Annotated in this window: 25 protein-coding genes and 1 pseudogene; 21 read left to right on the top strand and 5 right to left on the bottom strand. The window is 61.0% G+C overall.

The features are described from left to right. Nucleotides 1-42 precede the first annotated feature (42 nt). The 10 genes from KCX59_RS17380 (at nt 43) to KCX59_RS17335 (ending at nt 8,501) form a co-directional block, all read left to right on the top strand. Nucleotides 43-387, top strand: coding sequence for a RidA family protein (locus KCX59_RS17380; RefSeq protein ID WP_179016701.1), 345 nt, complete (start codon nt 43-45; stop codon nt 385-387). A 6-nt stretch (nt 388-393) separates the two neighbouring features. Further along, nucleotides 394-1,395, top strand: coding sequence for a PDR/VanB family oxidoreductase (locus KCX59_RS17375; RefSeq protein ID WP_256871329.1), 1,002 nt, complete (start codon nt 394-396; stop codon nt 1,393-1,395). Nucleotides 1,396-1,427: 32 nt separating this feature from the next. Next, a complete protein-coding gene (locus KCX59_RS17370) occupies nt 1,428-2,420 on the top strand; it encodes a VOC family protein (protein WP_179016700.1) in 993 nt (330 codons plus the stop codon). After that, nucleotides 2,413-3,237, top strand: a complete 825-nt coding sequence (locus tag KCX59_RS17365) for an alpha/beta fold hydrolase (protein ID WP_179016699.1) — start codon at nt 2,413-2,415, stop codon at nt 3,235-3,237. The genes KCX59_RS17370 and KCX59_RS17365 overlap by 8 nt, the downstream gene beginning before the upstream one ends. Beyond that, the gene (locus KCX59_RS17360; protein WP_179016698.1) at nt 3,234-3,977 is read left to right on the top strand and encodes a 3-oxoacyl-ACP reductase family protein; all 744 of its coding nucleotides are present in this window, start codon (nt 3,234-3,236) and stop codon (nt 3,975-3,977) included. The genes KCX59_RS17365 and KCX59_RS17360 overlap by 4 nt, the downstream gene beginning before the upstream one ends. A gap of 61 nt (nt 3,978-4,038) precedes the next feature. Further along, nucleotides 4,039-4,827 (top strand): SDR family oxidoreductase, encoded by a 789-nt coding sequence (locus KCX59_RS17355; RefSeq protein WP_179016697.1) that lies wholly within the window; start codon nt 4,039-4,041, stop codon nt 4,825-4,827. A 33-nt stretch (nt 4,828-4,860) separates the two neighbouring features. Next, nucleotides 4,861-6,531: a thiamine pyrophosphate-binding protein gene (locus KCX59_RS17350; protein WP_179016696.1), complete on the top strand. Its 1,671-nt coding sequence runs from the start codon at nt 4,861-4,863 to the stop codon at nt 6,529-6,531. A gap of 16 nt (nt 6,532-6,547) precedes the next feature. Continuing rightward, nucleotides 6,548-7,174: an alpha/beta fold hydrolase gene (locus tag KCX59_RS17345; RefSeq protein WP_179016695.1), complete on the top strand. Its 627-nt coding sequence runs from the start codon at nt 6,548-6,550 to the stop codon at nt 7,172-7,174. Further along, a complete protein-coding gene (locus KCX59_RS17340) occupies nt 7,167-7,385 on the top strand; it encodes a recombinase-like helix-turn-helix domain-containing protein (RefSeq protein WP_091470632.1) in 219 nt (72 codons plus the stop codon). Before KCX59_RS17345 ends, KCX59_RS17340 begins: the two co-directional genes overlap by 8 nt. Before the next feature lie 3 nt (nt 7,386-7,388). Further along, nucleotides 7,389-8,501 carry a Rieske 2Fe-2S domain-containing protein gene (locus KCX59_RS17335; RefSeq protein ID WP_179016694.1) on the top strand — a complete coding sequence of 371 codons (1,113 nt, stop codon included), beginning with the start codon at nt 7,389-7,391 and terminating at the stop codon, nt 8,499-8,501. Between the two features lie 123 nt (nt 8,502-8,624). Here KCX59_RS17335 and KCX59_RS17330 read toward each other — a convergent pair whose 3' ends face one another. After that, nucleotides 8,625-9,143: a cupin domain-containing protein gene (locus tag KCX59_RS17330; protein WP_011774625.1), complete on the bottom strand. Its 519-nt coding sequence runs from the start codon at nt 9,141-9,143 to the stop codon at nt 8,625-8,627. 198 nt (nt 9,144-9,341) lie between these two features. On the opposite strand from KCX59_RS17330, the gene KCX59_RS17325 reads away from it, so the two are divergent. Both KCX59_RS17325 and KCX59_RS17320 read left to right on the top strand, forming a co-directional pair. Further along, complete coding sequence (locus KCX59_RS17325) at nt 9,342-9,905, top strand: MarR family winged helix-turn-helix transcriptional regulator (RefSeq protein WP_256870743.1); 564 nt, start codon at nt 9,342-9,344, stop codon at nt 9,903-9,905. A gap of 46 nt (nt 9,906-9,951) precedes the next feature. Continuing rightward, nucleotides 9,952-10,749 carry an aspartate dehydrogenase domain-containing protein gene (locus tag KCX59_RS17320; protein WP_178995699.1) on the top strand — a complete coding sequence of 266 codons (798 nt, stop codon included), beginning with the start codon at nt 9,952-9,954 and terminating at the stop codon, nt 10,747-10,749. Here KCX59_RS17320 and KCX59_RS17315 read toward each other — a convergent pair. The 4 genes and pseudogenes from KCX59_RS17315 to KCX59_RS17300 all read right to left on the bottom strand — a co-directional run. Next, complete coding sequence (locus tag KCX59_RS17315; protein WP_178995697.1) at nt 10,746-11,651, bottom strand: glucose-6-phosphate dehydrogenase assembly protein OpcA; 906 nt, start codon at nt 11,649-11,651, stop codon at nt 10,746-10,748. The genes KCX59_RS17320 and KCX59_RS17315 overlap by 4 nt on opposite strands. Further along, complete coding sequence (gene zwf / locus KCX59_RS17310; RefSeq protein ID WP_179016644.1) at nt 11,648-13,198, bottom strand: glucose-6-phosphate dehydrogenase; 1,551 nt, start codon at nt 13,196-13,198, stop codon at nt 11,648-11,650. The genes KCX59_RS17315 and zwf overlap by 4 nt, the downstream gene beginning before the upstream one ends. A 123-nt stretch (nt 13,199-13,321) precedes the next feature. Beyond that, the gene (locus tag KCX59_RS17305; RefSeq protein WP_434122668.1) at nt 13,322-13,972 is read right to left on the bottom strand and encodes an S-layer homology domain-containing protein; all 651 of its coding nucleotides are present in this window, start codon (nt 13,970-13,972) and stop codon (nt 13,322-13,324) included. Between the two features lie 288 nt (nt 13,973-14,260). Continuing rightward, nucleotides 14,261-14,458, bottom strand: a pseudogene (locus KCX59_RS17300) (GmrSD restriction endonuclease domain-containing protein); the annotation flags it as partial. Between the two features lie 554 nt (nt 14,459-15,012). Here KCX59_RS17300 and KCX59_RS17295 point away from each other — a divergent pair. The 9 genes from KCX59_RS17295 (at nt 15,013) to KCX59_RS17255 (ending at nt 22,795) form a co-directional block, all read left to right on the top strand. Continuing rightward, complete coding sequence (locus tag KCX59_RS17295) at nt 15,013-15,483, top strand: TM2 domain-containing protein (protein WP_218648866.1); 471 nt, start codon at nt 15,013-15,015, stop codon at nt 15,481-15,483. 17 nt (nt 15,484-15,500) lie between these two features. Continuing rightward, nucleotides 15,501-15,872 (top strand): PH domain-containing protein, encoded by a 372-nt coding sequence (locus tag KCX59_RS17290; protein WP_178997589.1) that lies wholly within the window; start codon nt 15,501-15,503, stop codon nt 15,870-15,872. A 322-nt stretch (nt 15,873-16,194) separates the two neighbouring features. Further along, a complete protein-coding gene (locus KCX59_RS17285; protein ID WP_179016647.1) occupies nt 16,195-16,800 on the top strand; it encodes a hypothetical protein in 606 nt (201 codons plus the stop codon). Beyond that, nucleotides 16,781-17,068 (top strand): hypothetical protein, encoded by a 288-nt coding sequence (locus KCX59_RS17280; RefSeq protein WP_179016648.1) that lies wholly within the window; start codon nt 16,781-16,783, stop codon nt 17,066-17,068. The genes KCX59_RS17285 and KCX59_RS17280 overlap by 20 nt, the downstream gene beginning before the upstream one ends. 126 nt (nt 17,069-17,194) lie before the next feature. Further along, nucleotides 17,195-17,572, top strand: coding sequence for a hypothetical protein (locus KCX59_RS17275; RefSeq protein ID WP_179016649.1), 378 nt, complete (start codon nt 17,195-17,197; stop codon nt 17,570-17,572). A 35-nt stretch (nt 17,573-17,607) separates the two neighbouring features. Beyond that, the gene (locus KCX59_RS17270) at nt 17,608-18,603 is read left to right on the top strand and encodes an alpha/beta hydrolase (RefSeq protein WP_434122507.1); all 996 of its coding nucleotides are present in this window, start codon (nt 17,608-17,610) and stop codon (nt 18,601-18,603) included. A 151-nt stretch (nt 18,604-18,754) separates the two neighbouring features. Further along, a complete protein-coding gene (locus KCX59_RS17265) occupies nt 18,755-20,098 on the top strand; it encodes a purine-cytosine permease family protein (RefSeq protein ID WP_179016651.1) in 1,344 nt (447 codons plus the stop codon). Next, a complete protein-coding gene (locus KCX59_RS17260) occupies nt 20,095-21,651 on the top strand; it encodes a hydantoinase/oxoprolinase family protein (RefSeq protein ID WP_256871312.1) in 1,557 nt (518 codons plus the stop codon). The genes KCX59_RS17265 and KCX59_RS17260 overlap by 4 nt, the downstream gene beginning before the upstream one ends. 1 nt (nt 21,652) lies before the next feature. Continuing rightward, nucleotides 21,653-22,795, top strand: a complete 1,143-nt coding sequence (locus tag KCX59_RS17255) for a DUF917 domain-containing protein (RefSeq protein ID WP_179016652.1) — start codon at nt 21,653-21,655, stop codon at nt 22,793-22,795. Nucleotides 22,796-22,816 lie beyond the last annotated feature (21 nt).

The following is a 22,816-nucleotide window of genomic DNA, read 5'->3' as shown; positions in this document are numbered from 1 at the left end:
GCCGGACAGGCTGCCACCATCTTGCTTTCGAAAGGTACGTCAATGAATGCTCACCCCTACAGCCCGGCCTTTGTGGCCGGGGGATTCGGCTTTGTCTCCGGCGCCTTGTCGGTGGATGAAAGTGGTACTGCTGTACCCGGTCGCTCTGAAGCACTGGTTGCCGCGGCCGCGAGGCTCTCCGAACGACTGGAAACCGTCGGCATGTCCTTGGCTGACGTTATTAAGACCACCTATTTCGTCACGGACGTGACGCTGCGGGACGAAGCCAACACGCACTACGAACTGCTGTTCGAGTCGCCGCGCCCGGCCCGTTCGTTTGTGGAGGTCGCTGCCCTGCCCTATGGAGCCACGGTGGAAATCGAAGCAATCGCGCACCGGAGGAAGTGAGGACCAATGAGCGTGGAAATTCAGAACCGTGCGGTGGTGACCCCTGATGTCCCCGAACCGAAAATGCTGACACTCAGGGTGCACCAGAAAACCTGGGAAGCCGACGGCGTTATCCGGATTATGTTTGTTGATCCCGCCGGGGCGGCGCTCCCGCAGTGGCTTCCCGGCGCCCACCTGAGCCTGCACCTGCCCAATGGGCTCACCCGCGAATACTCCTTGTGTTCGGACCCGGAAGACCTCACAAGCTGGACTGTGGCCGTGCTGCGAACGCCCGATTCCCGCGGTGGCAGCAGGCTGATCCATGATGAGCTCCCGGTGGGAACACTCATTAAGGTTGAGGGTCCGCGCAACAACTTCCACCTTGACCATGCCGGGCGCTATGCACTGGTAGCCGGCGGTATTGGCATCACCCCGATCATTTCCATGGTGCGGCGGTTGGAATCAGTCGGAGCTGATTGGTCCCTGCTATATACGGGCCGGTCACGTTCAACCATGGCTTTCCTGCCGGAGATTTCAGGCCTGCCCCGGCACCGGATAACTATCCACGCCGCAGACGAAGCCGATGGCAAATTCGCGGATCTCTCCGAGGCAGTCGGCTCGCTCCCGCCTGAAGCACTGGTGTATGCCTGCGGCCCGGAATCATTGATGCAAGCTGTTGCCGGCGCCATGGCAGACGACTCGCAATTGAGAATTGAGCGGTTCAAGGCACCGGACGTCGTGCCCGGACCGGAACTCGACCAGACAAGTTTCGACGTCATCTGCCACAGCACTGGTCAGCGGATCGCCGTTGGACCCGATGTTTCGGTTCTGGAGGCCCTCAACGATGCCGGCATCAACGTTCCCAGCTCATGCGCAGAGGGCATCTGCGGAACCTGTGAAACCGGAGTTATCGACGGGGACGTTGAGCACCGTGATTTCCTGCTTTCCCCGGCCGAACGGGCCGAGAACAAATCAATGTTTGTTTGCGTCTCACGTTGCCGGTCCCGGGACCTGATTTTGGATCTCTAGTACGAACATCACTCGACTGAAGGTTGATTCCCATGAACTATTTCTCAGCAGAGCCTGTCTGCAATCTGCGGTCGCTGCGTTCTGTGTCCCTGAAAGTGCCCGACACTCGGCCAGCCAGGGATTTCTACCATGAAGTCTGGGGCCTTTCCACCGTGGAGGAGGACACTGACAAGTTCTGGCTCCGCGGAACCGGATCCGAACACCACATCCTGAGGCTGGAAAGAGGCGAGCAGAATGCCTTGGGCGGGGTCTCTTTCGCCCTGGCCACGCCGCAGGACGTTGACCGTGCAGCCACCAAACTCACCGTCCTGGGGATTCCGCTGTTTCGTGAGCCCGGACCTTTGGATGATGCTGCGGGAGGCTACGGTCTCCAGTTGGTAGACCCCGAAGGCAGGCTGGTGGAGCTGTCGGCCGACGTCCACGCGGTTGTCAGCCAGGAGCCCGCAGGTCGGCGGGCGCTTCCACGCAAGATCGCCCATGTGGTGCTCAATACCGTGGATATTGACCGCGCAACGGCCTTTTATACGCAGGTGCTGGGGATGCGGATTTCAGATTGGTCCGAGCACCAGATGGCCTTCCTGCGGTGCAACAGCGAGCACCATGCCATCGCGTTCAACCAGGCTCCCTGGACCTCGGTCAATCATGTGGCTTACGAGATGCAGAGCATTGATCACTTCATGCGCGGCATCGGCAACCTGAAACGGCACAACATCGCGCCACAGTGGGGGCCGGGCCGTCACGGGCCGGGTGACAACACGTTTTCCTACTTCACAGACCCCTCGGGCCTGGTTTGCGAATATACCTCCGAAGTAGCCCAGGTGGACGAGGACAGTTGGTTGTGCCGCACTTGGGAGCGTACGCCTGAACTGTCCGACCAGTGGGGAACTGCAGGTCCGCCCACTACCGCGGTCCGAAGCGCCATGGCCGGCATTCCGGACAGCGGGTATAAGTCGCTGGTGGTCCCTGGACGTGAGGACTACTTCTCCATGCCGGAAACTCCTGCCGCAGAAAAAGCCCATGCGTAGCAGCTCCTTGCCGCCAGCCACCGACACAGCGTCGACTGTTGCCGAACGCCGGAAAACTGTCCATGGGGTCTCCCTCGTTATTCGCGGGGAAGGCATTCCTGTCTTCCTCATGCACGGCATCGGAGGCGCCGCGTCATCCTGTGGTGCCCTGGCTCAGTTGCTGAGCGCACACGGATTCCAGACGTTTTGCTGGGATGCCCCCGGTTACGGCGAATCATCAGCTCCACCTGAAGGCTTGGATCATCCAGCTTTGGTGTTGGACATCCTGGCCACATTGAATGTTGGTCCTGCCCACCTGATCGGCACGTCCTGGGGAGGCGTGATCGCCACCCGGATAGCCGCTCAGGCACCTGAGGCAGTGCGTTCCATTGTGCTGGCGGACAGCACCCGTGGTTCGGGAATTACCCGGACCGCAGCTCAACGCATGCTGGCGCGCGTTCCGGAACTGGCCGCCGTCGGTCCCGAAATCCTTGCGGCCCGACGGGCAGCAAGACTGGTTTCCCCGTCAGCCCCGGCGTGGGTGGCCGAAGCCGTACGCGCGGACATGGCTGCAGTCCGGCTGTCCGGATTTGCCTCAGCCGCCACCATGATGGCGCAGTGTGACACCACGGACCTGCTGCCTCGGCTCCAAATCCCGGCGCTGGTCTTAGTGGGCCAGGACGACGTGATCACGGGCGTGGCGGAATCCAGGGTCCTTGCAGAGAACATCCCCGGTGCCACGCTGGGCATCATTCCCGGTGCAGGGCACGCCGCAGTGCAGGAAAAGCCGATGGAGATGTCCGCTGCCATCCTTGCTTTCTGGGAGGACCTTCGGTGACGCGCCTCGTGGTAGTTACCGGATCCGGGCGGGGACTTGGCTTCGACATCGCCCACCGGCTGGCAGGTAGCGGAGACCGGATAGTCATTGCCGAGAAGAACCCGGACCTCGCCGGGCAAGCTGCCGCAACATTGTGCGGACAGGGCTTCGACGCCACGGCAATCGTCACCGACATCGCCGACAAAGCCTCGGTGGCGGACTTGGCCTCCGCGGTCCAGCGGCTGGGCGGCGCCGATGCGCTGGTCAACAATGCGGCACTGGCCGACGGTGTCGGTGGTGACACTTTTTGGGAGCTGGACGAAGACTTCTTCCAGAGGGTGATGACCGTCAATGCCTATGGGACCTGGCTGGTCAGCAAACACCTTTACCCCCAGCTGGCACAAAGCCATGCAGGGTCCATTGTCAACATCGCATCAGACGCAGCGCTTTATGGCTCTCCGCGGCTGGTCCATTATGTCGGATCAAAAGGTGCGGTCCTGGCGATGACCCGGACAATGGCCCGCGACGCGGGACCGGCCGGTGTCCGCGTCAATGCGGTTGCTCCGGGCCTCACCCGGGTGGAAGCTACCGAGTCAGTGCCGGCCTCCCGCTACCGCCTCTATGAAGAGAACCGCGTGCTGCCAAGGGAGCAACAACCCAAGGACGTATCAGGCGCCGTCCAGTTCCTGTTGTCGGATGCTGCAAGCTTCATCACCGGCCAGACCATCGTGGTGGATGGCGGCTTCGTCATGAGCCACTGAAGCCGCTGAAGCCTCTGAACCGCCCTGCAGCGGAGAAAAACACTAACAAGGAGTTCCAAACATGGACCTGCAACTGAAGGACCGCACGGTGGTTGTCACCGGGGCGAGCTCCGGCGTCGGCCTTGCCACTGCCCGATATTTGCTGAGCGAAGGTGCCCGGGTTGCTGCCTGTGCGCGTGACGCCGGCCGATTGTCCGACGCGTTCGACGAATTCTCGTGGGCGGACAATGACTCGATTTACCTCGCTTCGTGCGACGTCACGGATCAAGATGCCACCAACACCTTTATCGGCGGCACATTGGACCGGTTTGGCGCGGTTGATGGTCTGGTCTGCAATGCCGGCCGTTCCTTGATGGCAACACTCCAGGACACCACGGACCAGCAGTTGCGTGATGAGTTCAGCCTGAAGATCTTCGGGGTTTTGAACATGGTACGTTCCGCCAGGTCTGCCCTGAATGCCTCACCTCACGGCTCGGTGGTCAACGTCAACGCGATCCTTTCCCGGCAGCCGGAGTTGCGCCTGGCTGCCACCTCAGCTGCCCGCGCAGCGCTGTTGAACCTCACCCATTCCCTTGCCGAAGACCTGGCAACAGAGGGAACACGGGTGAATTCAGTGCTGCTCGGACTGGTGGATACCGGCCAGTGGCGGCGACGCTTCGAGGAAGCCGGCTCGGAACTCGACTACGAGGCCTGGAGCGCAGAAATCGCCGCCAACCGCGGCATCAAGCTGGGCCGTTTCGGCACGGCTGAGGAGGTGGCCTTCCATATTGTCTCGCTGCTCTCGCCCCTCAGCGGATACACCACAGGAGCAACCATCGACGTCGGCGGTGGCGTTGGGCGCTATGTCTAGCCAGCGGAACTTCATCATGAAAGAGATCCAGATATGTCAGTGACACAAGCAGCAACGGTCCCAAGGGGGCCAACAGGCGGTGACGTCCTGGTCCGCGTCATGCGTCGGCACGGCATCGATACGGCCTTCGGGGTGATCAGCATCCATAATCTTCCCCTCGTTGAGGCAGTGGACAGGGAGCTGAACTTCGTGGCCGTCCGCCACGAGGCCGCCGCAGTCAACGCAGCCGACGCCTATGCCCGCGCCTCCGGAAAAATCGGAATTGCCCTGACCAGCACCGGTACAGGCGCCGGCAACGCCGCCGGTTCCATGGTGGAGGCGCTCACCGCGGGCAGCCGCGTGCTGCACATTACCGGCCAGATCGACAGCGAATTCATGGGCAGCAACCGTGGAGTCATCCATGAGGTCCCGCGCCAGTTGCAGATGCTCCATGCGGTCTCCGGCTATGCACGCACCATTTTTAATGGCAAGGATGCGGAGGCGGACCTGGAGGAGGCAATCGCACACCTGCTCTCCTCGCCTCACACACCGGCCAGCATCGAGTGGCCTACTGATTTGCAGTACCTGGCCCACCCGGATGATCAGCGCCCGATCGACGCCCAGGTGAAGCCTTTACCGGATTACGACGCCGATTCCGTTGCCGAAGCGGTTCGGCTCCTGGCAGGTGCCAAGCGCCCGCTCATCTGGGCAGGCGGAGGAGCGGCCGGCGCGGATAAGGAACTTGCGGCTCTGCTCCACCACCTCGGCGCAGGACTCCTGACCAGCAACTCGGGACGGGGCGTGGTTCCGGAAGATGACCATCTGGTCATCGGGAACTTTGCTACCACTCCCGCCGCCGTCCGGCTGATCGAAGAGTCTGATGTGTTGCTAAGTGTTGGTACGCACTTCCGTTCCAACGAGACGCAGCACTATTCGCTCAAATTGCCTGCCACTCACATTCAGCTGGATCTAAATCCTGAGGCCGTGGGCAGGGTGTATCCGGCCACTGTGGGCTTGGTGGGCGACTCCCGGGAAATTCTGGAGGCGCTCGTCGGCCAGTTGGGTAGCCATTCGGTAGACGCAGAGTGGCCGCAGCGGGTACTCGATGTACGCCTCGAGGTACGGGCCACATTGACTGAGTACATCGGTGGGTATGCCGAAATCTGCCACAGCCTCAGGGAGCGCCTGGATCGGGAATCCGTTGTTGCACGTGATGTGACCATCCCCTCCAGCCAGTGGGGTAACCGCCTGCTGGAGATGTACTCCCGCGAAACAAACATTTTTCCGCTGGGAGGCGGCATCGGCCAAGGGTTGGCCATGGGCATTGGGGCAGCCTGTGCCCGCCCGGACGTTCCCACGGTAGTTATTGCCGGTGACGGCGGACTGGCCGTTCACCTTGGTGAACTTGCTTCCCTTGCAGGTTCAGGGGTCTGGTGCGTGGTGTTGGTCTTCAATGACGGCGGCTATGGTGTGCTGCGCAACATGCAGAAAGCCAACGGCTTCGCGGAGGCAGGAGTCAACCTGCATACGCCGGACTTTGCCTTGCTCGCCCAGTCACTGAACTTGCCGTTCTGGCGGGTGCGCGGCCCCGGCTCCTTTGATGGGGCCTTGGTGGAAGCACTCGCGGTGCGGGGGCCCGCGGTGATCGAGATCGATGTCACCGCTTTGGATCCCGTACCGGGTGCGTTTGTTCCGCCGGTGCATATTCCAACACCACATCAGTAGAGGAGCAGGAGAGCACATGAAATCAAGTACGGAAGTAGATCCGCGCCCGGACCATGAGCCCGACGAAGTGGTGCCACAGCACGACGTCGTGTGCTTGCACGGCGGCGAGGGAGCAGGCGAATGGTTTGCCCAACAGCTTGACGCTTTGGGGGCCCGTGCCTGGGAACCCCGAAACGGCGTTAACTTCGACGTCACCGGGCCGCCCGGCCAAATGGATGAGTGGGTAGAAGCGGCGTCGTCGGCCCTCTACGAGTCAACAGCTGGTCCAGCTCATATCCTTGCCAGCGGAACAGCTGCGTACGGGGCCATCATGCTCGCTGCACTACATCCGGAGCAGGTCAAGAGTGTCATCCTGGGCGACCCCTTGGTGGACACGTCGGTTGAGGGGTTCGTGCCCACGCTTCGCCGAGTGCTGGCGCCGTCCTTGGTCATTGCCGCCGCCCCTGACCTGGACGCCGATATCTCCATACCGCAAAGCATCGCAGGGGGAATCAGGAACGGGGTTTTTGTCATCATCGACAACACTGCCGTTCCGGCACACCAGAGCCGATCCCACTCATTCAACGAGTGGAGCAGGTCATTCATGAACATCGCTGAAGGTCTGCGCACCGTCACCGAAACGCAGGAGGAACACAGTGCCTGAGCAATATCTTGATGCCAACCAGTCCCGGGTGGGTCCTGCCAATCCTTATGAGCTGAAGCTCGCCGGAGCCCTGTCCGAGATTTTCGCCAGTGGTAGCCACGAGCTGCCGGCCATCATCTCGGGGTTGAACAATCTGGGCCTTAACGCCCCGGACGGTGAACCGTGGGATGAAACCCGATTCCGTTCCGAAATGCGACGACTGGGAGAGTAGGACATGACAACTGCAACTGCAACTGCAACTGCAACAGCAAGCGCCGCCGCCGGGGCCAGGGCCGGCAGGGCCAAGATCAAAACCGTCGTCGGCACCCGGCGCCAACTCGATGCCGCAGAACTGGCCGCGACGGGACTGAGGGATCGCTGGTATCCCATCTACCCGTCCCGGTTTGTAGGTCCCGGCGACATGGTTAAGGTCCGACGGCTGGGCGTGGATTGGCTCCTGTTCCGCGATGCCAGGGGGCAAATCCGAATGCTGGAGGATCGCTGTCCCCACCGCAGCGCCCCGTTATCCGTGGGCCAACACCTGGGGGACCGGGTGGCATGCAAGTACCACGGCGTTCAGGTGGACGGCCGCGGTACCGTGGTTTCGGTTCCGGGGATGCCCGGCTGCGCGCTTGAGGGTAAGACAGTCACAGCATCGCTGGCTGTGGAGGAAGGCGCTGACATGATCTTTGCCTTCATGCCATTGACTGAGGACTCCGTGGTGACGGCGTTCAAGCTGCCCGATCGCCTGGACAACCCCGAGGTTTCATGGTTCTCAAACTACGCTGAATGGAATAGTCCGTGGCGTTTCTACATGGACAACGTCCTGGACCCGATGCACGGCGCGTTCCTCCACCGTGACTCGCATTCCATGTTTGGCGGTGATACCAGTGCCCGTTTCCGCATCCGCGAGACCGATCGTGGATTCTTCTTCGAGAAAACGGACCAGCGTGGCAAGAATTTTGACTGGGTGGAGTACTGCCGTGAAGCCATGGACTACGTGGACCTGGAGATCCCGTATGCCGATTCGGCAGGCCCCGGGGGCTCGTTCGGCATCGTAGGAATGTCCACTCCTATCGATGCCCATACCTCCGCCGTTTTCCACTGGCGTACCCGGACCGTTTCAGACTGGGAACGGGACGTTTGGCGATTCATGTACAAGACAACCCTTGAAGAAAAGCACTGGGTGGTCCTGGAACAGGACCGGGAACTGTTGGAGGCGCTGGCTGCAGATGCGGACAAGGATGAGCACTTGTATCAGCACGATCTTGGAGTAGCCAGGATCCGCAGGGTCCACGATGCCGATGCCCAGAAACAGGCCGCGATTCTCTCAGAGGGAGTCGTTTAGCCCAAGGAGCCTGCAGCTCGTAACTCTTCGAGCTGCAGGCTCTTTTCGTTGAGCACCCAAATAATTCAGCAAAACAAAACCCGGGTACCGGCCACATCAGCCGGTCCCCGGGTTCTCGAAGATCTAGCGGGTCACGCCGTACATCTCCGAGGTGGGCGGGTAGAACGGGATCTCCGGCTTCTTGGCGCCGATGATAACGCAGATGATTGCGTCAACGTCGCTGACGGTGCGCAAACTCCGGGGAACGCCTGCCGGGACGCGGATCAGATCGCGGTAGCCGAGTACGCGGCTTGCTTTCTTGTTGCCGTCTTCCACGTCGTGCACGCTGAACTCCACCTCTCCTTCGAGGACAAAGAACACCTCTTCGACGTCCGGGTGCGTGTGCTCAGGACCTACGCATCCGGCGGGCAGCACCATGTTGGAAAAGGTGAAGTGCTCCGCCTGGAGGATGTTGTTGTCGTCAGAGTGGTCTCCGGTAGCTCCGGAACCGATGTAGCGGACCTGTCCGCGTCGGAATTTTTCACCCATTTTGGTCTGGAATTTAAGGGTATTGAAGTCAACAACCCGGCTCTCACGGGAGGCGATGGCCGAATCAATCAGCTCCTCAAGTTCCGGTAACTTGCTTTCGATAACGTCGCTCATGATGGACCTCTCTCGGATTGGTTATTGTCTGGGTTCGCAAAAGCCGAGATGACTTCTAGCTCCCTCGGCTCTAACTATCTCAAGACTAAGATATAATAAGAGCCGCTGCAAGATGCTGGTGGAAAGTGCTCAAGATTGCCGCGTTCGTTGGGAAGCTCAGTGTTAAGATGCTTAGACCGAATGAAGGAGAGATTGCGCATGACCACCGAATCGCGGAACACAGACACAGACACGGACGCCGTGGACGCCATTATTGAGGACTGGCACCGCGAACGCCCGGACCTTGATCCCAGGACCATCGGCGTCTTTGGCCGCTTGCAGAGCCTCGTGGCACGGCAGCGAGCTGTGCAGGATGTGAACTATGAGGAGTTCGGGCTCACGTTGGCATCCTTTGATGTTTTGGCGAACTTGCGTCGTTCCGGCCCTCCGCACCGGAAGACTGCTGGTGAACTGGCCAGTTCGTCGATGCTGACCACCGGCGGCATTACCTTCCGGCTGGACCGTATGGAGGAACAAAACCTCATCGAGCGGGTTCGGTCGAAGGAGGATCGTCGGGTGGTCTACGCCCAGATGACGGACCATGGCAAAGAGCTCATTGACGAGGTCATTTCAAAGCATCTGGAAACACAGCGCAACATGCTCGCCGGCCTGACCTCCAAGGAGATCGAACAACTGGCGTTGCTACTGAAAAAAACTGAAGCCTCCATCGTCGCCTACGACCCGAAGGCTTCCTCCGCGGACGAACTTACGCTGAACGTCTAGATCACGGCGCGGGTTCGTCCATCCACTCCATCAAGCAAGGAATCGAATGAAGCCAGGAGCCCGCAGGATCGGAATCATCGGACATGGAGCCATTGGGGCTCGTGTTGCTGCTGACATTGCAGCTGGAAAGGTCAAGGGGGCCACCCTTGAGGGGATCATTTGCCGCAGCGCCATCGACAACGCGCCGGCACCGCAGCTTGAGATGGAACAAGCGCTGGAGCGCTGTGACCTCCTGGTTGAATGTGCTGGGCAAGAGGTCTTGGTTGAGCATGGCGAGGCTGTGCTTTCCGCGGGCGTAGACCTGCTCGCTACATCACTCGGGGCGCTTGCGGACCCACACCTCTCACAGCGGTTGTCGGCCGCAGGCCCTGGCAGGCTCTTCTTGACCCCGGGCTCCATTGGTGGCCTGGACCTGTTGGCGTCGGGCGCCCGCGCAACGGGGTACGACGCCGTCAGGATAACCACAACCAAGCTGCCGGGTTCCCTGATTCAGCCGTGGATGGACGAGGTTGAGGCTGATCGCATTCGGAATACTGCCGGCCCCATCGAGATCTTTGCCGGGTCCGCCGCCCGAGCCACTCAATTGTTCCCCAAGTCGCTCAACGTGGCAGCCGCCGTCGCCCTCGCGGTAGACGACTGGGACGCTGTGGCGGTCTCTGTGAGAGCTGACCCGGCGGCTGAGCTGACGACGCACTTGATCGAAGCTTCCGGAAACAGCGGGAATTACCGCTTTGAAATCTGCAATAAAGTATCGCCACAAAACCCGCGCACCAGCGGCGTTGTACCGTTCGCTGTGCTCCGGTCCTTGGAACTGATCATCGGCGCGCGCGGCGGGATGATCTAAGCACGCCTCGCGCCGATCACTTCTCCGAAGACCTCGTCGGGGTCGAGGCGCCGCAGTTCTTCCGCGAGGCAGTCTTTGAGGCTTCTGCGGGGGAGGGTGATGCGTTGTGCGGGCTGTCCCGGCTGGGTCAGAATCACCCCTGATTGACCCGGCCGGGACAGTTGGACATCCCCGTTATCGCGGCGGAGCCTGATGCTGCGGATGCCCATCCCTGGCTCTCCTTCCACCACGGTGGTGGGAGCGTTCAGGGAGTTCTTAAGCCACGCTGCCAAGAGGTGGGTGCTGGCAGAATCGGAGGCGCCTTGAACCTCGACGGCGGTCACGGACTGGGCGTCGACGTGGTCGAAGACGGCGGCGAGTTGCATGCGCCAGTTGGTCAGGCGGGTCCAGGCGAGGTCGGTGTCGCCGGCTTTGTAGGTGGCACGGATGTTCTCCAGAGCGCGCCTCGGGTCCGGTTCGTTGGCTGAGTCGGTGATGCGGCGGTGCGCGATCCGGCCGATGGATGTCTCGCACGCGCTTTCCGGGGCGCCGTGCGGCCACCAGGCCACGATCGGTGCGTCGGGGAGGAGCAAGGCCGCGACGAGGGATTCGCTTTCGTGGGCCATGTGCCCGTGCCCGCGCAGGACGATGACCTCGGACGCGCCGGCGTCGCCACCAACACGGATCTGCGCGTCGAGCCGGTCCGGTCCTTCAACGCCTGCATCGGCCAGGACGATGATCCGGCAGGGGTGTTCCCTACTGGCTTCGTTGGCTGCCTCGATGGCGTCTTCTTCCTGCCCGGACTTAGTCACCACCACCAACGTCAGCACACGCCCCAAGGCAATCACGCCGCCTTGTTCGCGCAGCGACATGATCTTCTTGGAGATCTTGGAGGTGGTGGTATCGGGAAGATCTACGATCATGGCCTTCTCCAGGTTCGTCCGTCACGGGCCAGCAGGGCATCGGCCGAGGCCGGCCCCCAACTGCCCGGTGCGTAGGGTTGCGGTTGTTCATCGAGCCCGGCCCAGTATTCCTCGAACGGGTCCAGGATCTTCCAGGACAGTTCCACTTCCTGGTGCCGCGGGAACAGCGGCGGTTCGCCCAACAGCACGTCCAGGATGAGACGTTCGTAGGCTTCGGGGCTGGACTCGGTAAAGGAGTGCCCGTAGCCGAAGTCCATGGTCACATCACGGACTTCCATCTGCGTGCCAGGGACCTTGGACCCGAACCGGATCGTGGCGCCCTCGTCGGGCTGGACCCGGATCACCACCGCGTTCTGACCGAAGTCATCATCGTTGTGGTCACGGAAGAGCAGGTTCGGTGCCCGCTTGAACACCACCGCGATCTCGGTCACCCGCCGGCCCAGGCGCTTACCGGCACGCAGGTAGAACGGCACACCATTCCACCGGCGGGTATTGATATCCACCCGGATCGCAGCATAAGTTTCGGTCTTCGAATCAGCCGGGATCCCGTCCTCATCCAAATACCCGAGGACTTCCTCCCCGCCCTGCCACCCGCCGGTGAACTGACCACGCGCCGAATGGGTGGACAGGTCCTCGGGCAGTTTGACCGCTGCGAGGACCTTTTCCTTCTCCGCCCGCAAATCATCGGCATTAAACGAGATCGGTTCTTCCATCGCGGTCAACGCCAGCAACTGCAGCAAGTGGTTCTGGATCACGTCACGGGCAGCACCCACACCGTCGTAATAGCCCGCACGCCCGCCCGTGCCGATGTCCTCGGCCATGGTGATCTGGACATGATCCACGTAATTGGCGTTCCAAAGCGGTTCGAACAACTGGTTCGCGAAACGCAACGCCAGAATGTTCTGCACCGTCTCCTTCCCCAAATAATGATCAATCCGGAACACCGCATCAGCCGGGAACACCGACTCCACAATGTCGTTCAACTGCCGGGCCGACTCCAAGTCATGCCCGAACGGCTTCTCGATCACCACACGACGCCACTGACCCGGCTTGGCCTGCGCCAGGCCGTGCTTGGAGAGCTGCCGGCACACCTGCTCGAACGCCTTCGGCGGGATCGACAAATAGAAACCATGATTACCCCGGGTGCCACGGGTCTCATCCAGCTCATCGAGCACATCACCGAGACGCTCGAAAGCGTCATCGTCGTCGAACTCGCCCCGAACAAAACGAATACCCGAAGCCAACTGCTCCCACACCGCTTCATCGAACTTCGTCCGGGCATGGGCCTTCACGTTTTCCTTGACCTCGGCCGCGAAATCCGCGTTATCCCACTCACGACGTCCGAAACCGACCAACGCGAAACTCGGCGGCAACAGGCCACGATTAGCAAGGTCATAGACCGCCGGCATCAGCTTCTTACGGGCAAGATCACCAGTGACTCCGAAGAACACCAACGACGACGGCCCGGCAATACGATTCAGGCGCCGATCCCGCGGATCCCGCAAAGGATTCGGCCAGGAGTCTGATCCAAGCTCAAGAGGGGGCATGCATCTAGCATGGCGCCCTGGGCCGATAGCTGGAACGCCATAAATGGATGGGAAATACTGCCCGTTTGTGTAGTGCACGGCGGGTCCTGGCATCAAAAGCCGGGACCCGCCGTCGTATTGCTGTTACGGGTGGCCGGGCAGGGACTCGCAGGCGATGCGGTCGCCGTCGGAGTCAAGTCGCGCGACGTCGCCGTACCACGGGTAGTAGGTGTCGAACCAAGCTTGGGCGGCCTGCCAGGTACTGAAACTCGTGCAGTTCTTGGTGTCACCAGGGTTGGCCGGGGGCTGCGGCGTAACCGGCGGCGGCGGAGGGGAACAATTGTTCCCGGTGATTCCGCCGGTGCCACCATTGACGAAGCGGTACATGAACGCGGCCATGGCGTCGCGGGCCACCGGCTGAACCGGGTTGTAGGCACGGCAGCCGTAGCCAATGTCCCAACCAGTGGAGATGCCCTGCGATGCCAGCCAGGTGATCTGTTGGTAGAACTGGCTTCCGACCTGGACGTCCACGAACGGTGAGGTGCTCGGTGCCGAGAACGCGGGATTGCCCCCGAACCGGTACAGGAAGGCAGCCATGGCGTCGCGGTTGACCGGGCTAAGTGGACGGTAGGTCTTGGAACCGTCCTGCTCCGTCCATCCTGTGGAGATGCCGCTTGCCGCGAGCCAGGTTATTTCCTTGTAGAACTGGCTCGACGGCGTGATGTCGGTGAAAGGCGACGTCGCCGGGGGAGTGAAGGTAGGTTTGCCGGCCAGGCGATACAGGAAGGCCGCCATGGCGTCGCGGTTTACGGCATTCAGCGGCCGATAGGTCCGGCTACCGTCGGCTTCCACCCAACCGGTGGAAATGCCTTGGGAAGCGAGCCAGGAAATTTCCACGTTGAATTGGGTGGAGCCGCTGACGTCACTGAAAGTGATGGGGCCCGGATCAACGGGTGTGGATTCAACAGCGATGGTCGGCACGGGGACCACGTTGGTTCCGCAGCCGCCCTGCAAGGTGGAGGAAATTGCTGCGGATTCGGCTGCATCAACGGTCAACTGCCAGCGGTATTTCACCAGCACCCAGTCCGTGACATATTCGCAGGCGCTTCCGGCCAGCGGTGGCATCCATTCTGCTGGATCGCGGTCGCTCTTGGACTGGTTCACGTTGTCTGTCACGGCTTCGAGGGCCACGTCCAAGGTGACGTCGTTGGCGTAGTCGCGCCGCTGCTCGGCTGTCCAGGCGCTCGCGCCGGAACCCCAGGCTTCGGCGAGGGGAACCATGTGGTCGATGTCGACGTCGGACGCAACAGTCCAGGTGCCGCCGTCGTACCAGGAGTTCCACTGCCCTGTGGCTACGGTGCAGCCCGAGCCGAACGTCACCGGCGACAGTGACTCCAGTTGGAGCACCTCGGAGCGTGTGTCGCAGCCGTCGCCGTCGGCATCTATCCAATGCTGAAAGAGATCGCGGTCGTAGCCGCTGTTAGTTTCAGTGGTGACGGATAAGGACGAGAAAAGTGTTGAAACGCTTGCCGTTTCTGCGGCCATAGCGGTTTGCGGCATAAAGACAGCCGCCGACGCGGTCAGCGAAAGTGCCGCCAACCACGAAAGTGCCTTGGGCATCTGGGTTCCCCATATTCGATTGTGTGCGCTCTGAGCAGCGCATTCTCTCGGATGCTACCCGCGGGGACCGACAGATAAAGAACATGGTTTAGTTGTGGCGTGGCGGGGCTGCGTCCGTCAGACTGATGATCGGCACATGGATGTTGGGGATCTTGTTGAAGACTGTCGATGCCCTCCACCTTGGGCTGGATCAACATTCTCCGAAAGGCATCCCCATGACACAGCCGCACCCCGACAACAATCCTGATACTCCGGAGGGCAACCAGCCTCCGGCGCCGCAGCAGCCGGATTATTCCGCTCAGCCGCCGCAGTACGCGCAACCGCAGCCTCCACAGCCGCAGTACGGCGCCCAGCCGCCTCAGCCTCAGTACTACGCGCAACCGCAGGTGCCCCAGCAGCCTCGGTACGGGGCGCAGCCGCCTCAGCCCAACATGGCCTACGGCTACCCTCAGCCCAAGTCGAAGATCGCCGCCGGCCTTTTGGGAATCTTCCTGGGCGGCCTCGGCATCCACCGCTTCTATCTGGGCTACACCACTATTGGTGTCATCCAGCTGGTTCTCACGGTAGTGCTGGGCATCTTCACGTTCGGATTGGTGGGTCTTTGGGGCCTCGTGGAGGGCATTATGATCCTTGCCGGTGCTGAGTACTTCCGGAGGGACGCCAAGGGCGTTCCCCTTCGCGACTGACGCGGGAAGGCAAAACTTTGAGCAACGTCATTCACGACAAGCCCGAGCAACTCGAGCAAATCAGGGCAGGTCTCCTGCAGGGCGAAATAGTCTATGCGGTGTATGACTGCATCGGTGTTGGTACCGGCTTCGTCGGGATCACGAACATGCGTGTCATCCTGCAAGACAAGAGCTTTGTTGGCAACAAGCTCGCCGTCGTATCCGTGCCGTACAAGAACATCCGGTCCGTCTCCATGCTGTCCAACAAATCGATGATGGGCCGGTTCGCTTCTACGTCGAGCATTGGCATAGATACCGGGGGAAGCATTAAAGAAGCCGATTTCCGCGGTGACGACAAAGCCCGGCACGCGCACGACCTGATTCTTTGGAACATGCTGACTACGAAGTAGTTTTCGCTGAAAGAGGGCGGCCGGAGCATCCGGCCGCCCTCTTGGCGGCCATTGTTACCGTCATCGCAGGCAACGTGGGACTAGCCATCAGCCGCAGACGGCTCAACGTCAGCCCGTGTGCAGGTGATACGTTTCTGGGTTGTGGACAACTACGGCATTCGGCCGCGCGGTCGCTGTTCTGTTGATAGTGTTTCCGACTAAATGGCATATTGAACTCCGAGGCCAGGACCTTGGGCCCCGTAAGTTCTGAGGCTAAAAATTGATTGCCGATGCGATTGCCAAGCTCATCGACGAGGAGAAGTAGCGCAGCTGCGCCGGCTATATGGACGAGAAACAAATACAGGAGATAGTTGACAAGGTTGTTACGGCACTGGAAAGCCTGAAGCCGGTAGCCTCTGCCAAAGAGTGGTGGGAACACGTAGCAGCCTTCGGGTCATGGGCTGCACTTTTGGCCGCTGGGTTGGCTTTCTGGATTGGCTGGCGGTCTTTAAAACAGCAGCAGAAGGCTCTGAAGGTCACGGTTCGTAGCGATGCTAGAAACTTGCGACAGAAACGCGAGGCTGATGCACGTAGTGAATGGTGGCGTAGGACTCAGTGGGCTCTGGAAGCTGCTGCTGAACCGGAAAATGAAGCGATGAACGCATACGGAACCGGGATGCTTGATCTCTTGGCTCGCAGTGAGCTGGCCAGCCTCAAAGACAAAGAACTTCTCGATGCAGTGTGGGAAGTCACTGATACGGAGATGCAGGACGCTAGCATTGAAGAACTTATCCGGGAGGCCGCTCATCTTGAAGGTCTCGACGAGGAAGAATTGGCTGTTGTTCGGAGTTTCTACAACGTAGACGAGTCTTCTGATAAGGGAGACAATGAGGACAAGAATCAGTCCCGGAACGAGCGAGAGGAGGCAAATGGCTCCGCAGATAGATAGAAACCGAGCACGCAAAGAACAGGTGTTCAAGAAGTTGCGCCGCGAGATTCTCGCGGCACGTCTCAAGGTCACACTCGACCAGCAACTGAACCGGGAGACTTCACCTACCGTGAAGCGCCTTTCTGAAATGAAGCTGCCTCCGGTTGCGAAACCTATCGCTGCCCCGATCAGACACACTTCCAAGGTGGACATGGCTCGATCGGGCGGAAGAGTTCAGTATTCCAACACCATGCCGCAGTCGCAGCAAGGACGTCGTGTAGCCAGCTGAGGCTGGCATAAGAGAAGCCCCAGCCGGATGAACCGGGTGGGGCTTCTTTGTGGATGAATCGTTTGAGGTCGACGATCTCATTCACCGTTGTTGAAGACGGAAACGCCGCGTGGCACAGTGAGCGGCATGACTCGAATCCTGATGATCGGTATCCGTGCCAGTGCCCTCGACTACAGCAAGCTGCCTCCCGGCCTCGATGAAGCCATCATGACCGAGCGGATCGAGGCTGGCTTCGGGGCGACCATCGCCGCGGGATTTGATGCTGTGTCCTGCCTCATTGGAACTTCACCGGACGAGGCCGAATCGGAGATCCGTGCAGCGTTCTCGCGTGATCGGTTTGGTCTGGTGATGGTCGGCGGCGGCATCAGGATGGTCCCGGATTACACAGAACTCTTCGAGCGCGTGATCAACACTTGTAGCGCAGAGTCGCCCGGCATCCCGTTCTGCTTCAACACCTCACCGGAGACCACCCTGGATGCTTTGAGGCGCCACATCCAACCCTAACTGCTGTGGTTTAAGCCGTAGCTCGTGCGTGTTAAATGCGTGGCAGCGTGGAGTACGGGCGACTCGGAAGGTTCCCTGCAACCCCTGGCCGGACGGGCGGTTCCACGGGGATTTCACCGTGGCCTTCGCAGCACCCGCGAACGAGTGCGTCGTTGAGCGCGGTTGAAGCTAGGGTCGAGGGCATGGCGGTGTCCTTTAGCGGTGTAAATGAACCAACGATTCGCCATTCCGTGACCGGGCACCATCCAGTCCCCATGCGCTGGTACTACCCGGCAGGCAAAGATTCGGAGATGACAGGACTTCCGACGTTAGTCTGGGCGCATGGCGGCGGCTTCTTCTCTGGTGGTCTCGATCAGCCTGAAGCACACGATGTGGCCCGGGCGCTTGCTCAACGAGGACTGCCGGTGGTCACGGTCGATTATCGCCTTGCTCCGGTTCCGGGGCTCTCTTGGATCCGCAGGGGAGACATGCGGCCCCGGGGACGGTTTCCCCTCCCGGTGCAAGACCTCTTGACGGCGTTTCGAAGTGTTAGCAGCCAGTCTGCAGGAGGGGTGGTCCTTGGTGGTGCAAGCGCCGGGGCCTGCCTTGCAGCCGCAGCAGCACTCCAAGCTCTCGACATGGGCCCAGCACCTACGGGTGTCATCCTTGCCTACGGCTTTTTTCACTCCTCGCACACTGCGTCCCGTGAGATCCAACGACGGGTTCGCGATCACCGCCGGCTGACACACTCCCGGTTGGTTCTGAACGCCGTGAACCGTAACTACGCGGGCACACGAGCGGCGCTGTATGACCGCTACGCGTTCCCGGGAGGCCACGATCTGGACGGCTTCCCTTCGACGCTGATGATCAATGCAGATCGCGACGCCATGCGCGCATCGGGTGACCGATTCGCTGCCGAACTGCTAAGCGCGGGAGCCGACGTCGAGCAGCACACGCTCCCCGGGACCCGGCACGCTTTCCTGAACCGACCACGCCTCGACGCCTTCACCACGGCTGTTGACCTCATGGCCGAGTGGTCTTTGGCTCGTTAGCGGAGGCGACGCCGGAACCCGCTACTGAATCGAGGCTACTGAAGGCTGTGCAACCTGCATGATCCAGCGCCGCAAGGACTGCACATTGCCCAATGACCCTCGAGTGCTCCACGGATACTGTGAAGTGAATCACTCGAAAGGAATGCATGTCATGTCCACCTCCGACACAGGGCACGATGACTACTCCATCACCAGGGTCCCCGCAACGAAGCGGAAGCACTGGTTCGGCATCGCGGTCCAACGCTTTGGTCAGACTTCTGACCTGAGCCAGTTTCTTCTTGGGGCAACTTTTGGCTTCGGAATGACCTTCTGGGACGCCTTCTGGGCCTTCACCGTTGGCGCCTTGATTGTGGAAGCACTCATGATTTTTGTCGGCATCGCCGGCATGCGCCAAGGCCTCACAACGTCCATGCTTGCCCGCTGGACTGGCTTCGGCCGCGGCGGCGCGTCAGTACTTGGCCTGGCGATCTGCATCAGCCTCATCGGCTGGTTCGGCATCCAATCAGCCATCTCCGGCGCTGGCTTGAACCAAATCGTCCCTGAAGTTCCGGCATGGGCCTGGTCGCTGGGCTTCGGTCTTGTGGTCACGCTGATTGTGGTCCGGGGCTTCGAATCAATGCAGTGGTTGGCCAATATCACCGTGCCGTTGTTCATGATCCTGATCGGCTGGGCGGCGTGGGCAGAACTGAGCAACCACTCCATCGGCCAGCTCATCAACGATGCCCCTCCGGGCCCAGCACTGGATTTTGTCACCGCTACCACCATTGTTGCTGGAAGCGCAGTACTCGGGGCAGTCATTACGCCCGACATGACCCGCTACAACCGGACAGCTGGCGACGTAGTCAAGCAGACCGTCGTCGGCATGACACTCGGCAACTACACCATCGGCATGATCGGAGTCCTGCTGGCCCACGCCGTAAAGACGGCGGACGTCACACAGATCATCTTCTCCTCGGTGGGCTGGGTGGGCATCCTGATCATCGTGCTTGGCACATCCAAGATCAACGACTGGAACCTCTACAGTGCCGGGCTCGGCGTCGTGTCGTTCTTCAACAGCGCCATGAACAAACGCCTGAACCGGGGACACGTGACCCTGCTGCTGGGTGTGATGGGAAGCGTGCTGGCGGCAATCGGCATCCTGGACAAGTTCATAGACATCCTCATGGTGCTGGGCGTCGTCTTTCCGCCGGTCGCCGGCATCATCATGGCCGAGTACTTCGTCGTCAAGAAATGGCGGCCCCTCCTTGAAGCAAACCGCGACTCAGGACTTCCGCCAGCCAAATCGCCCAACTGGATCCCTGCCACTTTCGTTATCTGGACGATCTCGGCGGCACTGGGCTACTACGTCACCTTTGGGCTCCCTGCCCTGAACTCCCTGGCCGCGGCGTTCATCCTGTACATCATCGCCGGGAAACTGAACCTCCTCCGGTCCTACGGCGACACCCAACCAACCATTGAACCCACCACGAAGGAAGAATCGGTAACTGCACCATGAGTAGCCTGAGAATCGGCATTGACGTCGGCGGCACCAATACAGACGCCGTGCTGCTGGACGGCGGGCAGGTGCTCGCCACCACCAAAGTACCCACCACGAAGGATGTCACCAGCGGCATCACCCAGGTGCTCACCGCACTCAAGGAACTGAACGGCTTCAGCCCGGCGCACATCCGTGGCGTGATGATCGGAACCACGCATTTCATCAACGCCCTCATCGAGGCCCGGGACCTCAGCCCAACCGCTGCAATTCGCCTGGGTCTGCCCGCCACGGCTTCGCTGCCGCCGTTCACGGACTGGCCTGACACCCTCACCAAAGCAGTCAAGGGCCGCGCCTACATGGCCCATGGCGGTCACGAGTTCGACGGCCGCGCCATCAGCCCCTTTGACCCCGACGAAATTCGGCGGCACGCTGCGGATATCGCCACACACGGCATCCGTTCCGTTGCCGTTTCCAGCGTCTTCTCGCCTGTCAACGACGAATTCGAGCAGCGTACGCTGGCCATCCTCCGCGAAGAACTCGGCCCGGAATTCCCCGTTTCCCTCTCGCATGAAATCGGCAGGGTTGGGCTCTTGGAGCGCGAGAACGCCACCATCGTCAATGCCTCCCTGGCCGAAATGGCGAACAGGATTGTTGACGGCTTGGCGAAGGCCGTCCTGGAGCAGGGCATCACTGCGCCCCTGTACGTCAGCCAGAACGACGGCACCCTCATGGACATCGAATACACACGCCGCTACCCGGTGGCCACCTTCGCTTCAGGGCCTACCAACTCCATGCGCGGGGCGGCGGCGCTCTCCGGCTTCACCGATTGCCTGATCGTGGACATCGGTGGCACCACTACCGACGTCGGCGTTTTGGTGAACGGCTTCCCCCGCGAATCAAGCACACATGTCCGGCTCGCGGGCCTGCGTACCAACTTCCGGATGCCGGACGTCCTCTCCGCGGGCCTCGGCGGCGGGTCCCGCGTGCGGACCGATCAAGGGACTGTGGGCCCGGATTCCGTGGGGTACCGTCTCACCGACGAGTCGCTGGTCTTTGGCGGGTCTGTCCTGACGGCAACGGACATCGCCGTCAGGAGCGGAAGGGCCGACGTCGGTGACGCGTCTTTGGTGAGCCACATCAGTGACGCCGTGGTCCGGTCAGCCCTGGAACAGATCGACCGTACCATCGCCGACATTGCTGACCGGATCCGGACCTCGTCCGCGCCTTTGCCGGTTGTCGCCGTCGGCGGTGGCTCCATCCTGCTGGCAGACAACCTGGACGGCCTTGGAACAATCCACCGACCCGCAAACTTCGACGTCGCCAACGCCTATGGTGCCGCTATCGCGCAGATCAGTGGCGAGGTGGACCGCGTGTCCTCCATCGCCGACGGCGACCAAAAGCGAGCGATGGAATCGGCGCGGCAGGAAGCCGTGGACCGTGCTGTTGCTGCCGGGGCCAACCCGGACACAGTGACGATTGTTGAGCAGGAAGCCATTCCCATTCCCTACCTGCCCGGGAACGCCATGCGTGTTCGGGTCAAGGCAGCCGGCAACCTCACGTTAGGAAAGTGAAATGACTCTGGAAGTGACACACCGCCGCAAGCTGAAGAGGATCACTGTAGAAGATATTGACTCGCTGGCTCGCGGGGCGGCCATCCTGGGAACCGGGGGAGGCGGCGATCCTTACATCGGTGCCCTCCTGGCAAAGCAGGCAATCGAAGAGTTCGGTCCCGTGGAACTGGTGTCCCTCGAGGACTTGGCAGATGACGCCTTCATTGTTCCCGTGGCCGCGATCGGTGCCCCAACGGTTGCGGTCGAGAAGCTCGACACAGTGGAGAACCTCTACCTGACCATCCAGAAGCTCGCCGCATCCTTGAACCGGACCGCCACTCACACGGCATGTCTGGAGATTGGCGGCTCGAACTCGATGCTGCCAATCGTTGCCGCGGCACAGCTGGGAATTCCCCTGATCGACGGCGACCTGATCGGCCGGGCGTTTCCGGAAATACAGATGGGAATGGCACCCCTGTACGGAATTCACGCCACTCCCATGGCCCTTGTCGATGAGAAGGGAAACACCCTTGTCATCGAGGCTATTGACTCTTTTTGGGCGGAGCGCTTTGCCCGGCAGGCTTCAATCGAAATGGGTTGCAACGCCTTCAACAGCACCTACGCGATGACCGGCGCCCAGGCCCGTGAGAGTTTCGTGGACGGATCCATGTCATTCGCCATCACCATTGGCGATGCCGTTGCCAACGCGCAACACAACAACCTCAACCCCTGTGATGTGTTGGCGGAAACGCTCAGTGGTCGCATTGTTCATCTGGGTAAGGTGGCTGATTTACAGCGCCAGACCACCGGCGGCTTCGCCAAAGGCCAAGCCATGATCGAAGGAATGGGGTCTGATGCCGGCTCCGTTCTTTCGCTCCACTTCCAGAACGAGCATCTGCTCGCCACCAAGGACGGCGCGGTGGTCACTACGACGCCGGACCTCATCATCGTGGTGGACGCCGAATCCGCAGAACCGGTCACCACCGAGAACCTGCGCTATGGGCAACGGGTCTGCATCCTGACCGCGCCCAGTGATCCCCGCTGGCACACCACAGAGGGACTCCAACTGGCCGGACCTGAGTACTTTGGCTACGGCGTCCCTTCGCACAGATGGGACGGGACACTGGAAGAACACACAGAGTCAATCGAGCGCTACCGCGCCTGACCGCCGTCGGACTCCCGCCGC

The organism is Paenarthrobacter nitroguajacolicus (assembly GCF_051027655.1).
Lineage (GTDB): Bacteria > Actinomycetota > Actinomycetes > Actinomycetales > Micrococcaceae > Arthrobacter > Arthrobacter nitroguajacolicus.
This window is presented reverse-complemented; position numbering and strand designations above follow the sequence as displayed.

Excerpts from the sequence above, each read along its gene's own strand:
- KCX59_RS17260 (WP_256871312.1), top strand. The coding sequence starts at position 20,095 with ATGAGTAGCCTGAGAATCGGCATTGACGTCGGCGGCACCAATACAGAC.
- KCX59_RS17330 (WP_011774625.1), bottom strand. The coding sequence starts at position 9,143 with ATGAGCGACGTTATCGAAAGCAAGTTACCGGAACTTGAGGAGCTGATT.
- KCX59_RS17380 (WP_179016701.1), top strand. The coding sequence starts at position 43 with ATGAATGCTCACCCCTACAGCCCGGCCTTTGTGGCCGGGGGATTCGGC.
- KCX59_RS17315 (WP_178995697.1), bottom strand. The coding sequence starts at position 11,651 with ATGATCGTAGATCTTCCCGATACCACCACCTCCAAGATCTCCAAGAAG.
- KCX59_RS17350 (WP_179016696.1), top strand. The coding sequence starts at position 4,861 with ATGTCAGTGACACAAGCAGCAACGGTCCCAAGGGGGCCAACAGGCGGT.
- KCX59_RS17275 (WP_179016649.1), top strand. The coding sequence starts at position 17,195 with ATGACTCGAATCCTGATGATCGGTATCCGTGCCAGTGCCCTCGACTAC.
- KCX59_RS17280 (WP_179016648.1), top strand. The coding sequence starts at position 16,781 with ATGGCTCCGCAGATAGATAGAAACCGAGCACGCAAAGAACAGGTGTTC.
- zwf (WP_179016644.1), bottom strand. The coding sequence starts at position 13,198 with ATGCCCCCTCTTGAGCTTGGATCAGACTCCTGGCCGAATCCTTTGCGG.
- KCX59_RS17285 (WP_179016647.1), top strand. The coding sequence starts at position 16,195 with ATGGACGAGAAACAAATACAGGAGATAGTTGACAAGGTTGTTACGGCA.
- KCX59_RS17305 (WP_434122668.1), bottom strand. The coding sequence starts at position 13,972 with ATGGCGGCCTTCCTGTATCGCCTGGCCGGCAAACCTACCTTCACTCCC.
- KCX59_RS17270 (WP_434122507.1), top strand. The coding sequence starts at position 17,608 with ATGCGTGGCAGCGTGGAGTACGGGCGACTCGGAAGGTTCCCTGCAACC.
- KCX59_RS17370 (WP_179016700.1), top strand. The coding sequence starts at position 1,428 with ATGAACTATTTCTCAGCAGAGCCTGTCTGCAATCTGCGGTCGCTGCGT.
- KCX59_RS17325 (WP_256870743.1), top strand. The coding sequence starts at position 9,342 with ATGACCACCGAATCGCGGAACACAGACACAGACACGGACGCCGTGGAC.
- KCX59_RS17345 (WP_179016695.1), top strand. The coding sequence starts at position 6,548 with ATGAAATCAAGTACGGAAGTAGATCCGCGCCCGGACCATGAGCCCGAC.
- KCX59_RS17355 (WP_179016697.1), top strand. The coding sequence starts at position 4,039 with ATGGACCTGCAACTGAAGGACCGCACGGTGGTTGTCACCGGGGCGAGC.
- KCX59_RS17255 (WP_179016652.1), top strand. The coding sequence starts at position 21,653 with ATGACTCTGGAAGTGACACACCGCCGCAAGCTGAAGAGGATCACTGTA.
- KCX59_RS17365 (WP_179016699.1), top strand. The coding sequence starts at position 2,413 with ATGCGTAGCAGCTCCTTGCCGCCAGCCACCGACACAGCGTCGACTGTT.
- KCX59_RS17320 (WP_178995699.1), top strand. The coding sequence starts at position 9,952 with ATGAAGCCAGGAGCCCGCAGGATCGGAATCATCGGACATGGAGCCATT.
- KCX59_RS17375 (WP_256871329.1), top strand. The coding sequence starts at position 394 with ATGAGCGTGGAAATTCAGAACCGTGCGGTGGTGACCCCTGATGTCCCC.
- KCX59_RS17265 (WP_179016651.1), top strand. The coding sequence starts at position 18,755 with ATGTCCACCTCCGACACAGGGCACGATGACTACTCCATCACCAGGGTC.
- KCX59_RS17295 (WP_218648866.1), top strand. The coding sequence starts at position 15,013 with ATGACACAGCCGCACCCCGACAACAATCCTGATACTCCGGAGGGCAAC.
- KCX59_RS17335 (WP_179016694.1), top strand. The coding sequence starts at position 7,389 with ATGACAACTGCAACTGCAACTGCAACTGCAACAGCAAGCGCCGCCGCC.